This window comes from Hamadaea sp. NPDC050747 (assembly GCF_040654195.1).
Taxonomy (GTDB): Bacteria; Actinomycetota; Actinomycetes; order Mycobacteriales; family Micromonosporaceae; genus Hamadaea.
In genome coordinates, this window is record NZ_JBFAHM010000005.1 from 538,635 (window position 1) to 553,319 (window position 14,685).

14 protein-coding genes are annotated in these 14,685 nt (G+C 69.8%); 7 read left to right on the top strand and 7 right to left on the bottom strand.

The window, feature by feature from the left end; all coding sequences use genetic code 11:
• Positions 1 to 51: 51 nt before the first annotated feature.
• Positions 52 to 1,101 (top strand): LacI family DNA-binding transcriptional regulator, encoded by a 1,050-nt coding sequence (locus AB0H43_RS14700; RefSeq protein ID WP_359999832.1) that lies wholly within the window; start codon positions 52 to 54, stop codon positions 1,099 to 1,101.
• 9 nt (positions 1,102 to 1,110) lie between these two features.
• Here the strand turns inward: AB0H43_RS14700 and AB0H43_RS14705 are convergent, their stop codons facing one another.
• Positions 1,111 to 3,207, bottom strand: a complete 2,097-nt coding sequence (locus AB0H43_RS14705) for a discoidin domain-containing protein (protein WP_359999833.1) — start codon at positions 3,205 to 3,207, stop codon at positions 1,111 to 1,113.
• A gap of 213 nt (positions 3,208 to 3,420) precedes the next feature.
• Between AB0H43_RS14705 and AB0H43_RS14710 the strand changes: the two genes are divergently transcribed.
• Together AB0H43_RS14710 and AB0H43_RS14715 are read left to right on the top strand one after the other, a co-directional pair.
• On the top strand, positions 3,421 to 4,449 hold the full coding sequence (locus AB0H43_RS14710; RefSeq protein WP_359999834.1) for a glycosyltransferase family 4 protein: 1,029 nt from the start codon (positions 3,421 to 3,423) through the stop codon (positions 4,447 to 4,449).
• Positions 4,450 to 4,589: 140 nt separating this feature from the next.
• Positions 4,590 to 4,811: a DUF397 domain-containing protein gene (locus AB0H43_RS14715; protein WP_359999835.1), complete on the top strand. Its 222-nt coding sequence runs from the start codon at positions 4,590 to 4,592 to the stop codon at positions 4,809 to 4,811.
• A gap of 65 nt (positions 4,812 to 4,876) precedes the next feature.
• Here AB0H43_RS14715 and AB0H43_RS14720 read toward each other — a convergent pair whose 3' ends face one another.
• Positions 4,877 to 6,076, bottom strand: coding sequence for an FAD-dependent oxidoreductase (locus AB0H43_RS14720; protein ID WP_359999836.1), 1,200 nt, complete (start codon positions 6,074 to 6,076; stop codon positions 4,877 to 4,879).
• 89 nt (positions 6,077 to 6,165) lie between these two features.
• Here AB0H43_RS14720 and AB0H43_RS14725 point away from each other — a divergent pair, with 89 nt between their 5' ends.
• Entirely contained in the window at positions 6,166 to 6,816 is a 651-nt protein-coding gene (locus tag AB0H43_RS14725; protein ID WP_359999837.1) for a TetR/AcrR family transcriptional regulator, read from the top strand.
• Here AB0H43_RS14725 and AB0H43_RS14730 read toward each other — a convergent pair.
• Both AB0H43_RS14730 and AB0H43_RS14735 read right to left on the bottom strand, forming a co-directional pair.
• On the bottom strand, positions 6,746 to 7,084 hold the full coding sequence (locus AB0H43_RS14730; protein ID WP_359999838.1) for a hypothetical protein: 339 nt from the start codon (positions 7,082 to 7,084) through the stop codon (positions 6,746 to 6,748). The two genes, AB0H43_RS14725 and AB0H43_RS14730, sit on opposite strands and share 71 nt — an antisense overlap.
• Before the next feature lie 128 nt (positions 7,085 to 7,212).
• The gene (locus tag AB0H43_RS14735) at positions 7,213 to 7,701 is read right to left on the bottom strand and encodes a hypothetical protein (protein WP_359999839.1); all 489 of its coding nucleotides are present in this window, start codon (positions 7,699 to 7,701) and stop codon (positions 7,213 to 7,215) included.
• 104 nt (positions 7,702 to 7,805) lie between these two features.
• Here AB0H43_RS14735 and AB0H43_RS14740 point away from each other — a divergent pair, with 104 nt between their 5' ends.
• The 3 genes from AB0H43_RS14740 to AB0H43_RS14750 all read left to right on the top strand — a co-directional run bounded on the left by AB0H43_RS14740 (position 7,806) and on the right by AB0H43_RS14750 (position 12,466).
• On the top strand, positions 7,806 to 8,960 hold the full coding sequence (locus AB0H43_RS14740) for an amidohydrolase family protein (RefSeq protein WP_359999840.1): 1,155 nt from the start codon (positions 7,806 to 7,808) through the stop codon (positions 8,958 to 8,960).
• Between the two features lie 203 nt (positions 8,961 to 9,163).
• Complete coding sequence (locus AB0H43_RS14745) at positions 9,164 to 10,387, top strand: Ig-like domain-containing protein (RefSeq protein WP_359999841.1); 1,224 nt, start codon at positions 9,164 to 9,166, stop codon at positions 10,385 to 10,387.
• A 102-nt stretch (positions 10,388 to 10,489) separates the two neighbouring features.
• Positions 10,490 to 12,466 (top strand): M28 family peptidase, encoded by a 1,977-nt coding sequence (locus AB0H43_RS14750; protein WP_359999880.1) that lies wholly within the window; start codon positions 10,490 to 10,492, stop codon positions 12,464 to 12,466.
• Positions 12,467 to 12,607: 141 nt separating this feature from the next.
• Here the strand turns inward: AB0H43_RS14750 and AB0H43_RS14755 are convergent, their stop codons facing one another.
• The 3 genes from AB0H43_RS14755 to AB0H43_RS14765 all read right to left on the bottom strand — a co-directional run bounded on the left by AB0H43_RS14755 (position 12,608) and on the right by AB0H43_RS14765 (position 14,602).
• A complete protein-coding gene (locus AB0H43_RS14755) occupies positions 12,608 to 12,970 on the bottom strand; it encodes a MerR family transcriptional regulator (protein WP_359999842.1) in 363 nt (120 codons plus the stop codon).
• A gap of 79 nt (positions 12,971 to 13,049) precedes the next feature.
• A complete protein-coding gene (locus AB0H43_RS14760) occupies positions 13,050 to 13,499 on the bottom strand; it encodes an Hsp20/alpha crystallin family protein (RefSeq protein WP_359999843.1) in 450 nt (149 codons plus the stop codon).
• A 155-nt stretch (positions 13,500 to 13,654) separates the two neighbouring features.
• Complete coding sequence (locus AB0H43_RS14765; RefSeq protein ID WP_359999844.1) at positions 13,655 to 14,602, bottom strand: helix-turn-helix domain-containing protein; 948 nt, start codon at positions 14,600 to 14,602, stop codon at positions 13,655 to 13,657.
• Positions 14,603 to 14,685 lie beyond the last annotated feature (83 nt).

Genomic DNA, 14,685 nt, shown 5'->3' on the forward strand with positions numbered 1-14,685 from the left:
GGAACCCGGGCGGGGGAGCGCTCTCTGGCTAGGTTGCTATAGATTGGCGCCATGGTCGCCCCTCGCCCGCCCGGTCCCCGTTCGCCCACGCTCGAGCAGGTCGCCGAGTACGCCGGGGTGAGCCGGTCGACGGTGTCCCGGGTGATCAACCAGGTGTCCACTGTCGACCCGGAACTCCGCGAGATCGTGGAACGCGCGATCGAGGCGACCGGCTACGTCCCGAACCACGCGGCCCGGTCGCTGGTGACCCGCCGGACCGACTCGGTGGCGCTGGTCGTCTCCGAACCGGCCGACCGGGAGTTCGCCGAGCCCTTCCTGAGCCGGATCTTCACCGATCCGTACCTCGGCCGGATCACCGCCGGGGCGCTGGAGGTGCTGCGTCCCGAGGGCATCCACCTGGTGATCATGCCCGCCGACGCCCCGGCTCATCAGCAGGTTCTGCGTTATCTGCGGCAGGGACACGTCGACGGAGTGCTGATCATCTCCAGCCACGTGGCCGACCCGCTGCCGCAGCAGCTGTGCGACCTGCATGTGCCGGCGGTGCTGTCGGCCCGGCCGGGGCGGCCGCTGCCGATGAGCTACGTCGACGTGGAGCAGCAGACCGGGGCCCGGCTGGCGGCGGAACGGTTCATCGCGCTGGGCCGCAAGCATCCCGCGACGGTCTGCGGACCGCTCGACACGACCGCCGGGCAGGATCGGCTGGCCGGGTTCCGCTCCGCCCTGGCCGTGCACGGGCACGCCTGGGTGCCGGCCGAGCCCGGCGACTTCACCCGGGCCGGTGGCGAGCGCGCGGCCCGGACGCTGCTGACGGCGTACCCGGAGACCGACGCGCTGTTCGTCGCCAACGATCTGATGGCCGAAGGGGCCTTGCAGGCCTTACGAGACCTCGGTCGGCGGGTGCCGGAGGACGTCGCCGTCATCGGCTTCGACGACAGCGTCTCCGCCCTGGCCTGCCGTCCGCAGCTGACCACGATCCGGCAACCGCTGGAGGAGATGGCCGCCGAGATGGCCCGGCTCCTGCTGGCCCGCATCCGCGAGCCCGAGGGCCGGCCGCGCTCGGTGATCTTCCATCCGGAGATCGTCGAGCGCGGCTCGGCCTAGGCAGTGCGCTTACTGGTAGACGCGGACGTAGTCGACCAGCATCTGCGCGGGGAACGGAGTGGTGGCGTCCGGCGGGCCGGGCCAGTCACCGCCGACCGCGAGGTTGAGGATCACATAGAAGGGGTGGTCGTAGACCCACGGTCCGCGGGTCGCCTCCACGGTGGCCTTGCTCGCGTAGAACACCTCGGTGCTGTCCACGAAGAAGCGGATGCCCTTGCTGTCCCACTCCGCCGCGTACACGTGATAGTCCGCGGACAGGTCCGTCGACCAGATCTTCTCGAACCCATAACCGCCACCCCCGTTGTACGCGGGCGCGTGCAGCGTGGTGTAGCTCCGGGTGGTGTCCTTGCCGAGGATCTCCATGATGTCGACCTCGCCGTTGTACGGCCACGGCCGCCCGGTGAGGAAGTCGGCGCCCATCATCCAGAACGCGGGCCAGAAACCGTTGCCCTTGGGCACCTTGACCCGCGCCTCGACCCGGCCGTACTGGAAGGTGAACTTTCCGCCGGTGTTCATCCGGTGTGAGGTGTAGCTGCGTCCGCCGACGGTCTCCCGGCGCGCCTCCATCACCAGCGAGCCGGTGCCGTTCATCGAGGCGTTGGCGTTGTCGGTGTAGTACTGCAACTCGTTGTTCTGGCCGGTGCCGGTGTCGATCGTCCACTTCGCCGTGTCCGGCTTGGTGCCGGCCGCGCCGTTGAACTCGTCGCTGAAGACCAGGCGGGTCGCCGGGAAGGTCGGGTCGGCCGGTCGAGCGGGCGGGGTCGTCGGGTTGCCGCCGGTGCCGTAGACCTGGAATTCCCAGATCGAATAGCCATACGCGCTGCTCCGGGCGGTGCCGTACATCCGCACGTAGCGGCCGGTGCCGTTGACCGCCAAGGTCTCCTTGAACCCGTGCCCCGTCGCGGTGCTGTAGATCGTGGTCCAGTTCGCGGCGTCCGGCGACACCTGGATCTGGTACGCCGTCGCGTACGCCGGATCCCATTGCAGGATCACCTGGTGGATGGTGGCCGTCGCACCGAGGTCGACGTAGATCCAGCCGGGGTCCACCCAGCCGGTCGTGGAGCTGGTCGCCCACCGGGACGCGGGATCGAGGTCGAACGCCCGGGCGGGGGTGCACTCGTAGCAGTTCGCGTCGCTCTGGGAGGTCGACGCCACGCCCGGCTTGTTGTAGGAGAGCAGGACGTCGCCGCCGGTCGGGGGCGGGCTGCTGGTCGGCGGCGTGCCGCCACCGGTGCGTACGGCGATCTCCCAGAGGGAATAGCCCCACTGCGTCGCCCGGGCGGTGCCGTAGACCCGTAGGTAGCGGCCCGATCCGGCGACGGTCAGCGTCTGCGTTCCGCCGGTCGACGTCGTCGTGCTGTAGACGGTGGTCCACGTGTTCGCATCCGCCGACACCTGCACCTGGTACGCGGTCGCGTACGCCGTCTCCCAGGTGAGCGTCACCTGGCAGATCGACTGCGCCGAACCCAGGTCGACTCGAATCCACTGTGGATCTGTGGCGGCGCTGGACCAGCGGGTTCCGCCGTTGCCGTCGACCGCGGCGCTCGCCGGGGTCCCGGCGTTCTCGGTGGACGAGGCGGTCGCGGGCTTGTTCAACGCCGCGTTCGTCGTCGTGTCGCAGCCGGTCGACCCGGTCGTGCCGTAGACCTGGAACTCCCAGAGCGAATAGCCGTATGCCGTCGCGCGGGCGGTGCCGTAGACCCGCACGTAGCGGCCGGAGCCGGAGACGGCGAGTGTCTGCGTACCGCCGGTCGAGGTCGACGTGCTGTAGACAGTGGTCCACGTGTTTCCGTCGGCCGACACCTGGATCTGGTACGCCGTCGCGTACGCCGCCTCCCAGCGCAGCACGACCTGGCTGACGGTGGCGGTGGAGCCGAGGTCGACCCGCAGCCATTGCGGATCGCTGAACGCGCTGGACCAGCGAGTGCCGAGGTCGCCGTCGACCGCGGCGGTGGCGGGGGTGCCGGCGTTCTCGCTGGACGACGCGGTGACCGGTTTCCCCTGCGAGAGCAGTGGATCGGCGGCGTTGGCCGCGCCGGTCAGCGCGACTGCGAAGCCGGCGGCGAGCGCGGCGAGGGCGCAGAGCGCCGTCGTGCGTAACTTCATGACGTCTCCTCTGTGGGCGGAAGAGGGGTGCCTCTCCGGGACGGGAGAGGCGAGGGAGCGCTCTCTCAGAGCATCGTCCAGGCGTCTACCTATGTCAATCTGATGACCGTCGACCTGCGGATTCGTGGACAGCCCATGGAGACGCGAGGGAGCGCTCCCTCATCAAGACGTCCGTCGAGTTTGGCGATCCGGCCGGGTGGGGATGAGCGAGGCATGCCGTCACCCCTACGGATCGCCATGCTCGCCCCGCCTTACTACGACATCCCGCCCAGCGGCTACGGCGGCATCGAGATCGTCGTCGCGGACCTCACCGACGCGCTGGTCGCCCGCGGCCACGAGGTGACCCTGATCGGCGCGGGATCCGACGGGACCGCCGGGGAGTTCCGGCGTACCTTCGCCGAACCGCAGTCGGACCGCCTGGGTGAGCCGATGCCCGAGGTCATGCACGCGGCGATGGCCGCCCGGCTGCTGGACGACCTCGACGTGGACATCGTCCACGACCACACGCTGGCCGGGCCGTTGACGGCGGCCGGGCGGCGGGTGCCGACGGTCGCCACGATGCACGGCCCGCTGGACGGTGAGCCCGGCGAGTACTACCGCCAGTTCGGCAAGGACCTGTCCCTGGTGGCGATCTCGGAGTCGCAGCGCTCGCACGCCGCCGATCTGAACTGGGTCGCTACCGTCTACAACGGACTCCAGGTCGCCGACTACCCGTTCCGCGAGACGAAAGAGGACTGGGTCCTGTTCCTCGGCCGCTTCGCTGAGGACAAGGGGGCCGACCTGGCGATCAAGGCTGCGCGCGAAGCCGGGCGCCCGCTGGTGCTGGCCGGGAAGATGAACGAGCCCGCCGAGGAGGCGTACTTCGACGAGGTGGTACGCCCGCTGCTCGGCAGCGGCGTGACCTACGTCGGCGAGGCCGACGCCGCGCTCAAACGAGAGCTGTACGCCAAGGCGTCCTGCCTGCTCTTCCCGATCCGCTGGCCGGAGCCGTTCGGCATGGTGATGATCGAGGCGATGGCCTGCGGGACTCCGGTGGTGGCGTTGGCCGAGGGATCGGTCCCCGAAGTCGTCGACCACGGGCGTACGGGTTTCGTGTGCGCCGAGCCGGCGGAGCTGGCCGCCGCCCTCGACCGGCTGCCGGAGCTGACCGCCCGCGACTGCCGCGTCCATGTCGAGCAGCGGTTCGATGTGGCCACGATGGCCGCCGGATATGAAGAGGTCTATCGGTCGGTGCTCGGCTGACTGAACGCTCAGGCTATTCTCAGGTTTGCCATGCCACGGTCGCCCGGATGGTTAGTGATCGTCGTTTTCTGCCCGCGAAACGGCCACGGCATGGTACGAAAAGGTGACCATCAACCTCGAGGTGCGTTCGGGGGTAATCGATGAACGACCAGATCAGTACCGATCCGATGCTGGCGGACGCGGTGTGGCGGAAGAGCGCCCGCAGCAGCCCCAGTGGCGACAACTGCGTCGAAGTCGCCTTCGTCCCGGCCGGTGTGGCCGTCCGGGACTCGAAGAACCCCGGCGGGGGAGCTCTCCTGTTCACCGAACAGGAATGGGCGGCCTTCGTCGCGGGAACCAAGGACGGCGAGTTCGACCTGTAGCACCGCATACGGCAAAGGGAGGGCCCCGGCCGGCCCTCCCTTTGCCCTGCGTCCGCTGGATATGGCTAGCTCAAGTGCTCCGGGCGTACGCCGAAGCCGATCATCCGGGCCGGCAGCGCTTGGAGCCCCGGCAGGCGGCGCAGCAGGCGGATCGGCCAGGGCGCGGTGATCCGGCCCGTCGCGTGCAACAGCGGATCGACGATCCGGCGTTGGGCCAGCCGCTGGACGTTCTGGGTCAGCACGGTCGGCCGGCGGCGGCGGCGCTCCACCTCAGCCAGTTCGGCGGCGGTCGGCGTACGCCCCGCCTGCAGGATCGGGCCGAGCAGGCGAGCGGCGGCTACCGCGTCCTGCACCGCGAGGTTCACCCCGACGCCACCGATCGGCGACATCGCATGGGCCGCATCCCCGATCAGCAACGCGCCGGGCGCGTGCCACTCGTCGAGCCGGTTGACCGTGACGGTCAGCAGCTTCACGTCGTCCCATGTGGACAGCTCGCCGACCCGGTCGGCCAGCGGCGGGGCGAGGCGGGCGACGTGCGCCCGCAACGAGTCCAGCCCCTCGGCCCGGATGGCGGCGTACCCGCCCTTGGCGATCACGAACGCGCACTGGAAGTACTCGCCGCGATCGATGCACAGCATCAAGCCGCCGGCGCCGACGCGCATGTCCAGCCCCTCGGGGTCGGACGGCCGCCGCGAGATCCGGAACCACAGGACGTCCATCGGGGCGGCATAGGTCCGCGGACGCAGGCCCAGCTCATCGCGTACCAGTGAATCCCGGCCGTCACACGCGACCGTGAGCCGGGCGCGGATCTCGACCTCCCCGTCCGGGCCGTCCGCGACCACCCCCGTGACCGCGCCGTCGGGACTACGCCGCAGGCCGGTGACCTTGGTCGACCGCAGCAACCGGAAGGTCGGCAGCTGAGCGCCCTCGCGGGCGAGCAGCTCGAGGAAGTCCCATTGCGGCAGGAACATGAGGTAGGGGTGCGCCCCGGGGAGGCGTCCGAAGTCGGCGACCTGGTAGGTGCCGTCGTCGAAGGTGACCCGCAGGCCGCGCACCTTACGGCCGGGCAGCTCGTCGATCTGCTGGCCGAGGCCGACCTCGTCGAGCAGGGTCAGGGTCGACGAGTGGACGGTGTCGCCGCGGAAGTCCCGCAGGAAGTCCGCGTGCTTCTCCAGGACGGTGACGTCGACGCCCTGGCGGGCGAGCAGCAGGCCGAGCACCAGTCCGGCGGGGCCGCCGCCGACGACGCAGACCGTGGTCTCCATGAGTTCCTCCCCTAATAGCAACTCCCGTTGCATTTGAGTCTGCCACCGCTCGGACATTAAAGCAACAGTCGGTGCGATAAGCTTGGGTCATGACGGAGACAGTGCGGCGGCCGGGCGGGCGGAGCGCGCGGGTCCGTGGCGCGGTCCTGGCCGCGACCAGAGAGCTGCTGACCGAGGGGTACGCCGAGCTGACCGTCGATCGGATCGCCGCCGTCGCCGGCGTGAACAAGACCTCGATCTACCGGCGCTGGACCGATCTCGAAGGGGTGCTCGGCGACCTGCTCGCCGAGTACGCCACCGAGGCGGTGCCGATCCCGGACACCGGTGACCTCGACCGGGACCTGGTCGAGCTGGCCCTGCTGATCCGACGCGGGATGAGCGGTGAACCGGGCGACCTCATCGCCGGGCTGGCCGCCGCCGCCCCGCGGAACGAACGGGCGGCTCAGGTGGTCCGGGGCTTCTTCCTCGAGCGCTTCGGGCTGGCACAGTCGATCGTGGACAAAGCCATCGCACGCGACGAACTGCCGGTAGGGACCGACGCCCGAGCGGCCATCGAGACCATCGGCGCGCCCTTCTTCCTCCGCCTCCTCGTCACCCGGCAACCGATCGACGAGGCATTCGCGCGGCGTACGGCGGCCGCCGGGGTGGCCGCGTTGCGGGCCGGGGTCTTCAGTCCTCCCGCCACGGCTGCCAAGGCAGCCGCTCCCGCCAGCCCGGCTGGTCGAACGCCCACGCCGTGACCACCTGACGGACCTGCTCCGCATCCGGCGTACGCGCCTCGAAATGCGCCTCCGGCCCGCCTTCGCGGAACTCGACGCGGAAACTCCCGTCGTCGTCCCGGTACGCCTGGATGAAGTGCTGCCACGCGGACGGCCGATCGTGGCGCTCGACGACGAGGAACCGGCGATCGGCGCTCAAGCCGTCGACCAGCAAGCCCAACTGCTCCTCCGACGGGTCGTCCCAGGAGTCGCCGTCCGCTTCGGTCACACGCAGTCGGGGCAGCAGCATGCGGTGACTCTAACCGGCCCCTCCTCGCTGGCGCTGGATCAGGGATCCCGGTCGAATCTTGACCCAAGATTCGACCCAGATCCCTGATCCAGCGCGGAAGACGGGACGGGACGGGGTGGGCTGAGTCGTCAGCAGAGCAGGTTCGGGGGGTGCGGGCTGCCTGCCAGGCCCGGGGTCAGCTTGGCGATGAGCGTCCAGATCTCGGGCTGCGACCGGGCGGCGTCGGCGGCCAAGTCGTCGGTCGTGCGCAGCAGTGCCAGGTGACGGCAGGCATGGGCGGCCACGGCGTCGGCGTCGATGCTCGGCGGGCTGGGCACGAGCGGGCCGATGCCCGCGCGCATGCCGTCGACGGCCACGTCGGCCGTGGCCAGCTCCGGTCGCCGATCGGGCAGCGCGGCATAGGTGAGGACCAGCCCGTCCGGCGTATGCCGCCAGGACGTCGAGTGCAGCAGGCCGCCGGGGGTGCAGAGTTTCAGCCCGGACAGGCCGAGCGCGACGTCGTCGGGAAACGCGCCGCTCCGTAGTCCCGCGTGCACGGTGCGATAGCGCAGCCGCCCGTCCCGCTGGGAGAGCAGGACGACTTCTACGGTGGTCGGGATGCCGGTGCCCGGGATCATCAAGCTACTGTGCCTGTTGTTGCCACCAGTTTGCAATAAGACGCGCGTGCGATGTCGGTCGGCGCTCTGGCCGGCGGGTGGTGGCCGGCCGGTACCGTGTGTCCATGTTGGCGCTGCGAGCCGCCCGCCTGTTCGACGGAGAGAGCTCCGCTCTCGTGGAACAGCCGGTCGTACTGGTCGATCAGGGACAGATCGTGGCGGCGGCCGCCGGCCTGGAGCCGCCCGCCGACGCGGAGGTCGTCGACCTCGGTGACGCGACCCTGGTGCCCGGCCTGGTGGACGCGCACATCCATCTGACCTTCGACGCGAGCACCGATCCGGTCGGGCGGTTCGATCGGGTGGACGACGCGGAACTGCTGGCTGGAGCGCGGGTGGCCGCCGAGCGGGCACTGCAGGCCGGCGTGACGACCGTCCGTGATCTCGGCGATCGCAACTATGTGACGCTGGCCCTTCGCGGCGATCCCGGGCTGCCCCGCATTCTCAGCGCGGGTCCGCCGATCACCTCGATGAAGGGGCACTGCTGGTTCCTGGGCGGCGAGGCGCTGGGCGTCGACGGCGTACGCCGGGCTGTTCGCGAGCGGGCGGAACGAGGAGTCGACGTCGTCAAGGTGATGGCGACCGGTGGTGAACTGACCGCCGGTACGCAGCCGCACCTGGCCCAGTTCGGGTTGGCCGCCATGCGGGCGGCCGTCGAGGAGGCGCATCGAGCCGGGTTGCCCATCACGGCCCACGCCCACGGTGCGCCCGGCATCTTCAACGCCGCCTCGGCCGGGTTCGACTCCGTGGAGCACTGCTCGTTCACCACGGAGACCGGGGCGTCCCCCGACGCCGGGATCATCCAGGCGCTGCTCACGAACGGTGTCACCGTCTCGGCCACGCTCGGTCATCTGCCCGGATTCCCCCTACCGCCCCGGATCGCGGCATTGATCCCGCAACTGTCGGGTGTGTTCCACCAGATCCGGGAGGCGGGCGTACCGGTGGTGTGCAGCAGCGACGGGGGGATCGGCCCGGCCAAGCCGCACGACTGCCTCCCGTACGGCGTCGGCGAGATGGTGACCCTGCTCGGCTACACCCCGGCCGAAGCCCTGCGCTCGATGACCTCCCAAGCGGCGGACCTCTGCCGGATCGGCGACCGCGTCGGGCGTATCCGGCCTGGTTACGAGGCGGACCTGCTGGCCGTCGCGGGGAATCCGCTGACCGACCCCGAAGCGATCCACGACGTCGTCGGGGTGTGGCGCGGCGGCGTACGCGTCCGCTGACCGACCGCGCTGCCCGCTGGATCAGGGTTCCCCGTCGAATCTTGCGCCAAGATTCGACCGAGAACCCTGATCCAGCGCCGACCGAGAACCCTGATCCAGCGCCGACCGAGAACCCTGATCCAGCGCCGAACGCGGGGAGCGAGGGCTGGAGCAGCGGAAACGGCGAAAGGGCAAGCTCGCGCATTTCGGGGTATAGATGAGTCATGAGCTGGACACGCCGCCGCACGCTGACCGCATTGGGCCTCGTAGGCGCGGGCGCGAGCCTCCCTGGTCTCGCCGCCTGCACCGATGAGAAGAAGACGCCGGGGAGTGAAGGCAGCAGTGGCGGGAAGGCCGAGGGCAAGGCGCGGGTGACGATCACCGCTCCGGTCGCGGACGCGAAGGACGTGCCGGCCTCGGCCGAGATCGTGTTCTCCGCCACGGACGCGAAGGCGACGACCGTCGAGCTGAAGAGCAAGGACGGGACCGCGGTCGACGGCGCACCGCATCCGGACGGCAAGGGCTGGCTGCCGGCCAAGACGCTGGAGTACGGCGAGACCTACACGGCCACGGTGACGGCCACCGACGACGACGGCAAGCCCACCACCGCGAGCAGCACGTTCACCGTGATGGCGAAGCCGTCGAAGCAGGTGCGGTTCGTCAGCTTCCTGGCCGACGGCGCGGTGGTCGGCGTCGGAATGCCGCTGATCATCCAGCTCAGCCGGGCGATTCCGAAGGACCAGCGGGCAGCCGTCCAACGGCGGCTGATCGTGTCCTCGGAGCCCGCGCAGGAAGGCATCTGGACCTGGTACACCGACACCGAGCTGCACTGGCGGCCGAAGGAGTTCTGGCAGTCCGGCACCAAGGTACGCGTCGACCTGCGAGTCGGCGGGCTGCCTTGCGGCGACGGCTACTTCGGGCGTACGGATCTGACGCTGGACTGTTCGATCGGTCCGGCGCTGGTGATGACGGTGGACGACAAGGCGTCGCCGAAGGTGATGACGGTGACGAGGAACGGCGCGGTGCTGAAGAAGATCCCCGTCAGCCTCGGCCGCCCGAGTATGCCGTCGTCCAGCGGGACGATGGTGGTCATCGAGAAGTTCGCGAAGACCGTGTTCGACACGCGTACCGATCCCAATCCGGCCAACCGCTATCGCGTCGACATCGACTGGGCGCAGCGACTGACCTGGGGCGGCGAGTTCATCCACTCGGCTCCGTGGTCGGTGTCCGATCAGGGCAAGCGCAACGTGTCGCACGGGTGCATCAACATGTCGGCGGCGAACGCGAAGTGGCTGTTCCAGCAGACCAGGATCGGCGACCCCGTCGTCGTCAAGGGCACCTCCCGGCAACTCCAGTACGGCAACGGCTGGACGGATTTCGACAAGACTTGGGACGAGTACGTGCAAGGAAGCGCGATCCCAGTCGCCCCTGAGCCAACTCCGAGCTGAGGTATTCACATACATCGTAGTCGTCCGTATCCTCGCAGCAGCCGGTGATCCCCGGTTCACCTACCTGTCACGAGGAGTACGGCGTTGACTCACAAACAGATCATGCGCGCCTGCCTCACCCTGGCCGCGGCGCTCACCCTCGCCGCCCCGGCCGTCCCCGCGCTGGCGACCGCCCCGGCGTCCGCCCCGCAGACGAGCGCGGTAGCAGCAGCCGCGCCCGACATCTCCCTGGCCAACACCAAGGCCCACCTCCAGCAGTTCCAGACGATCGCCACCAACAACGGCGGCACCCGGCGGTCCACCACGGCCGGATACACCGCGTCGGTGAACTACGTCTACGACAAGCTCGTCGCGGCCGGGTTCTCGGTCGTGAAGCAGACCTGCGCGTCCGGCTGCACCAGCGGCGCCGGGCCGAACATCATCGCCGACTGGCCGGGCGGCGGCGGTGACGCCAACACCGTCTACATGCTCGGCGCCCACCTGGACAGCGTCAGCGCCGGGCCTGGCATCAACGACAACGGCTCCGGCTCGGCGACGATCCTGGAGATCGCGCTGACGCTCGCGGCGCAGAACCCGGCGATGCTCAACCACGCCCGGTTCGGCTGGTGGACCGACGAGGAGCAGGGCCTCAACGGCTCGGAGTACTACGTCTCCACCCTGAACTCCACCGAACGCGCCAAGATCAAGGGCTACTTCAACTTCGACATGGTCGCGTCGACCAACGGCGGATACTTCATCAACCGCATCACCAGCGCGATCGGTCAGACCGTCAAGGCGTACTACGACTCGATCGGCGTACAGACCGAGGAGAACACCGAGGGCGCCGGGCGGTCCGACGACGCGTCGTTCAACAGCGCGGGCATCCAGACCAGCGGGGTCGCGGCCGGCGCGAGCGCGATCAAGACCTCGGCCCAGGCCACCAAGTGGGGCGGCACCGCCGGGGCGTCCTACGACCCGTGCTACCACCGGGCCTGCGACACCTACCCGAGCAACATCAGCGACACGGTCCTCGACCGTGCGGGCGACGCCGCGGCCTACGCGCTGTGGAACTACGCGGTGGGCACGCCCGCGGGCAACGACTTCTCGATCGCGGCCTCGCCCGCCTCGGGCGCGGTCAACCCGGGCAGCTCGCTCACCACGACCGTCAGCACCGCGCTCACCAACGGGTCCGCGCAATCCATCTCGCTCACCTCAAGTGGTACGCCCAGCGGCGTGACCGTGTCCTTCAGCCCGTCGACGGTGACCACCGGCGGCTCCTCGACCGCCACGATCACGGCGTCGGCCTCGGCCGCCCCCGGCACCTACACGATCACCCTGACCGGCACCGGGACGTCGGCGACGCACAGCGCGACGTTCACCTTGACGGTCAACGGCGCGGCCGGATGCTCGCAGACCAACGCGACCGACGTGACGATCCCGGACAACACCACGGTCGAGTCCCTGATCACGATCTCCGGCTGCACCGGCAACGCCGGCGCGGGCTCCACCGTCGAGGTGCACATCGTCCACACCTACATCGGTGACCTCGTCGTCTCCCTCGTCGCCCCGGACGGCACCGTCTACACGCTGTCCAACCGGGCCGGCGGCTCGACCGACAACATCGACACCACCTACACCGTCAACCTGTCCAGCGAGGTCGCCAACGGCACCTGGCGGCTACGCGTACAGGACGCCGCCAGCAACGACACGGGCTACATCAATAGCTGGACGCTCAACCTCGGCGGATCGGCGCCGCCGGCCTGCACCGGCACCAACGGCACCGACGTCACCATCCCCGACAACACCACGGTGAACAGCGCGATCACCATCGCCGGCTGCACCGGCAACGCCAGCTCGACCTCCACCGTCGAGGTGCACATCGTGCACACCTACGTCGGTGACCTCGTCGTCTCGCTGGTCGCCCCGGACGGCTCGGTGTACGCCCTGCGCAACCGCACCGGCGGGTCGGCCGACAACATCGACCAGACCTTCACCGTCAACCTGTCCACCGAGGTACGCAACGGCACCTGGAACCTGCGCGTACAAGACGCCGCCAGCGCCGACACCGGCTACATCAACAGCTGGACGCTGACCCTCTAAAGATTTCGCCGGAGGAAGGGAACCGTCTCCGGGCGTGCTGCGTCTGTGCCCCCAAGACGGGACCTTTCCTCCCCGCCGGACAGGGCGGGCCCGCCACCGCGATGCCCGCCCTGTTCCACTCGCCGTCTCGGCAGATCTCGATCAGCCCTCGGTCTTGCCGCGGAGCCGGCGGAGGGTGCGCCGCGCTTCGGCCAGTTCGGCCCGCGTACGAGCCAGTTCGGCCTCAAGTTCCACGATGCGGCAGGCGGCCGCCAGGTTCATCCCGGCGTCGACGACTTCTCGGGCGCGCGCGGCGATCTGCAGGTCAGCCCGGGAGTAGCGCCGATGCCCGCCGTCGGAGCGAGCCGGATCGAGCAGCCCGTTGTCGCCCAATCCGCGCAGGAAGGCGGGCTGGACGCCCAGCATCGCGGCGGCGGCGCTCATCGAGTACGCCGGGAAGTCGCCGTCGTCGAGGTTGCCGGCGAGCTGGGCGGCGGTCGGTACCGGCGGCTCGGCTGGGATCACGGGATTCCTCCGGGGAAGCAAGGCGGCCGGTCCGGGACGCACGGCGAACCCGGGACCGGCCGCGACAGCGGAAACAGGATCAGGTCGAGGCAGTCCGCTCGCTGGTGCTGCCCTCGATCACCTTCTGGTCGCCGAATCCGCCGCGGCCGACGGCGATCCGGCGCGGCTTGGCCTTCTCGGCGACCGGGATGGTCACGGTGAGCACGCCGTTGTGGCAGTCCGCCTGCACCGACTCCACGTCCAGGCCGTCACCGAGGACGACCTGCCGGGCATAAGTGCCGGAGGGCCGCTCGTCGACGACGAACTCGGCGCCCTCGGGGCTTTCCACCCCGCGCCGGGCCTTGACCGTGAGTGTGTTCCGTTCGGCGGTCACCTCGATCGCGTCCGTGTCGACGCCGGGAAGATCGAACCGCAGGACGTACTTGTCGTCGAGCCGGTAGGCGTCCATCGGCATCAGCCGGGGAGCGCGAGTCGTGCCCATGAGCTCGTTCGCCCAGCGGTCGAGTTCGCGGAAGGGATCGAGTCGCATCGAGGCCATCGTTGACACCTCCATGAAAATGAGCCCCATGCAGCTGTAGCGACATGTCATCTTCCGATGACACCCGATAATCTAGTTCATCCGAACAAGAAAATCTAGTCTTACGAGCGCAGATTTTCACCTGGATCCGTTGCGCTGCCCACTGATCAGAGCCAGCCGCGGCGGGCGGCGATGACGCCGGCCTGGAAGCGGTTGGCCGCACCGAGGAGGTCGTGCAGGCGGCTGATCCGGCGGCGCATCGTGCGTACGGACCAGCCGAGCTGGCGGGCGATCGCCTCGTCCTTCAACCCGCTGACCAGCAGCGTCAGCAGTGCGCGATCGTCCTCGGCCAGGATGTCGTCGGCCGGGGCGTCCAACGGGACCGCCTGCCGCCAGGCCAGCTCCCAGTAGTCCACCAAGGCGTCGAGCAGCGTCGACGGCCGGATCACCGCCGCGCGTACGCGGGTGAGGTCGAGCGACAACGGCATCAGGGCGAGCCGCCGATCGGCGATGGCGACCTTCACCCGCAGCCCCGGCAGCACCCGAGCCTGCTCCCCGTGCCGGACGAGTTCCCGGATGTCGCCCAGGACACCGGGCCACTCCAACGCCTCGGGCGCGTAGATCGCCCGGTACTGCACTCCCCGGGCCATCGCCGTCTTCTCCACCGGATTGGAGGTGGTCAGCGCGTACGGGGGGCGATCGAGGGTGATGATCTCCTCCCGGGCCTCCTGCTGGAGCTGCACGAACCAGCGACCCAGCGCCTCACTGCCGTCGGCGATCTCGATCTCCTCGCCGCGTCCGCTGTGGGCCGACGCGAACAGCGCCGAGAGCCGGGTCGCCGCCGCCTGCACCTGATCCAGCTCCGCCGCCCGCGTACGCACCAACGCCGTCACCGCCGCCTGCGGTTCGATCGCGGCGTACCGGCGGCGGGAGCCGGCGAGCCGTCCGACGAGTCCCTGCTCCCGCAACCGGTCGAGGGCGCGCGCGATCCGGTCGGCCGAGTGCCCCAGATCCGCCGCGAGATCGGCGGGGGACGCCTGATGCCGGGTCAGGATCGCCCGGTAGACCTCCTCGTCGAAGGGGTCGACACCGGCCGCTGTCAGCTCTCCAGACATGGGCACGATCTTGGCCCACGTGTGCCACCGGCAGCAATGGGCCAGAGCGAGATCTTGCCCGGCCACCCCGCTCGTCGGTAGGC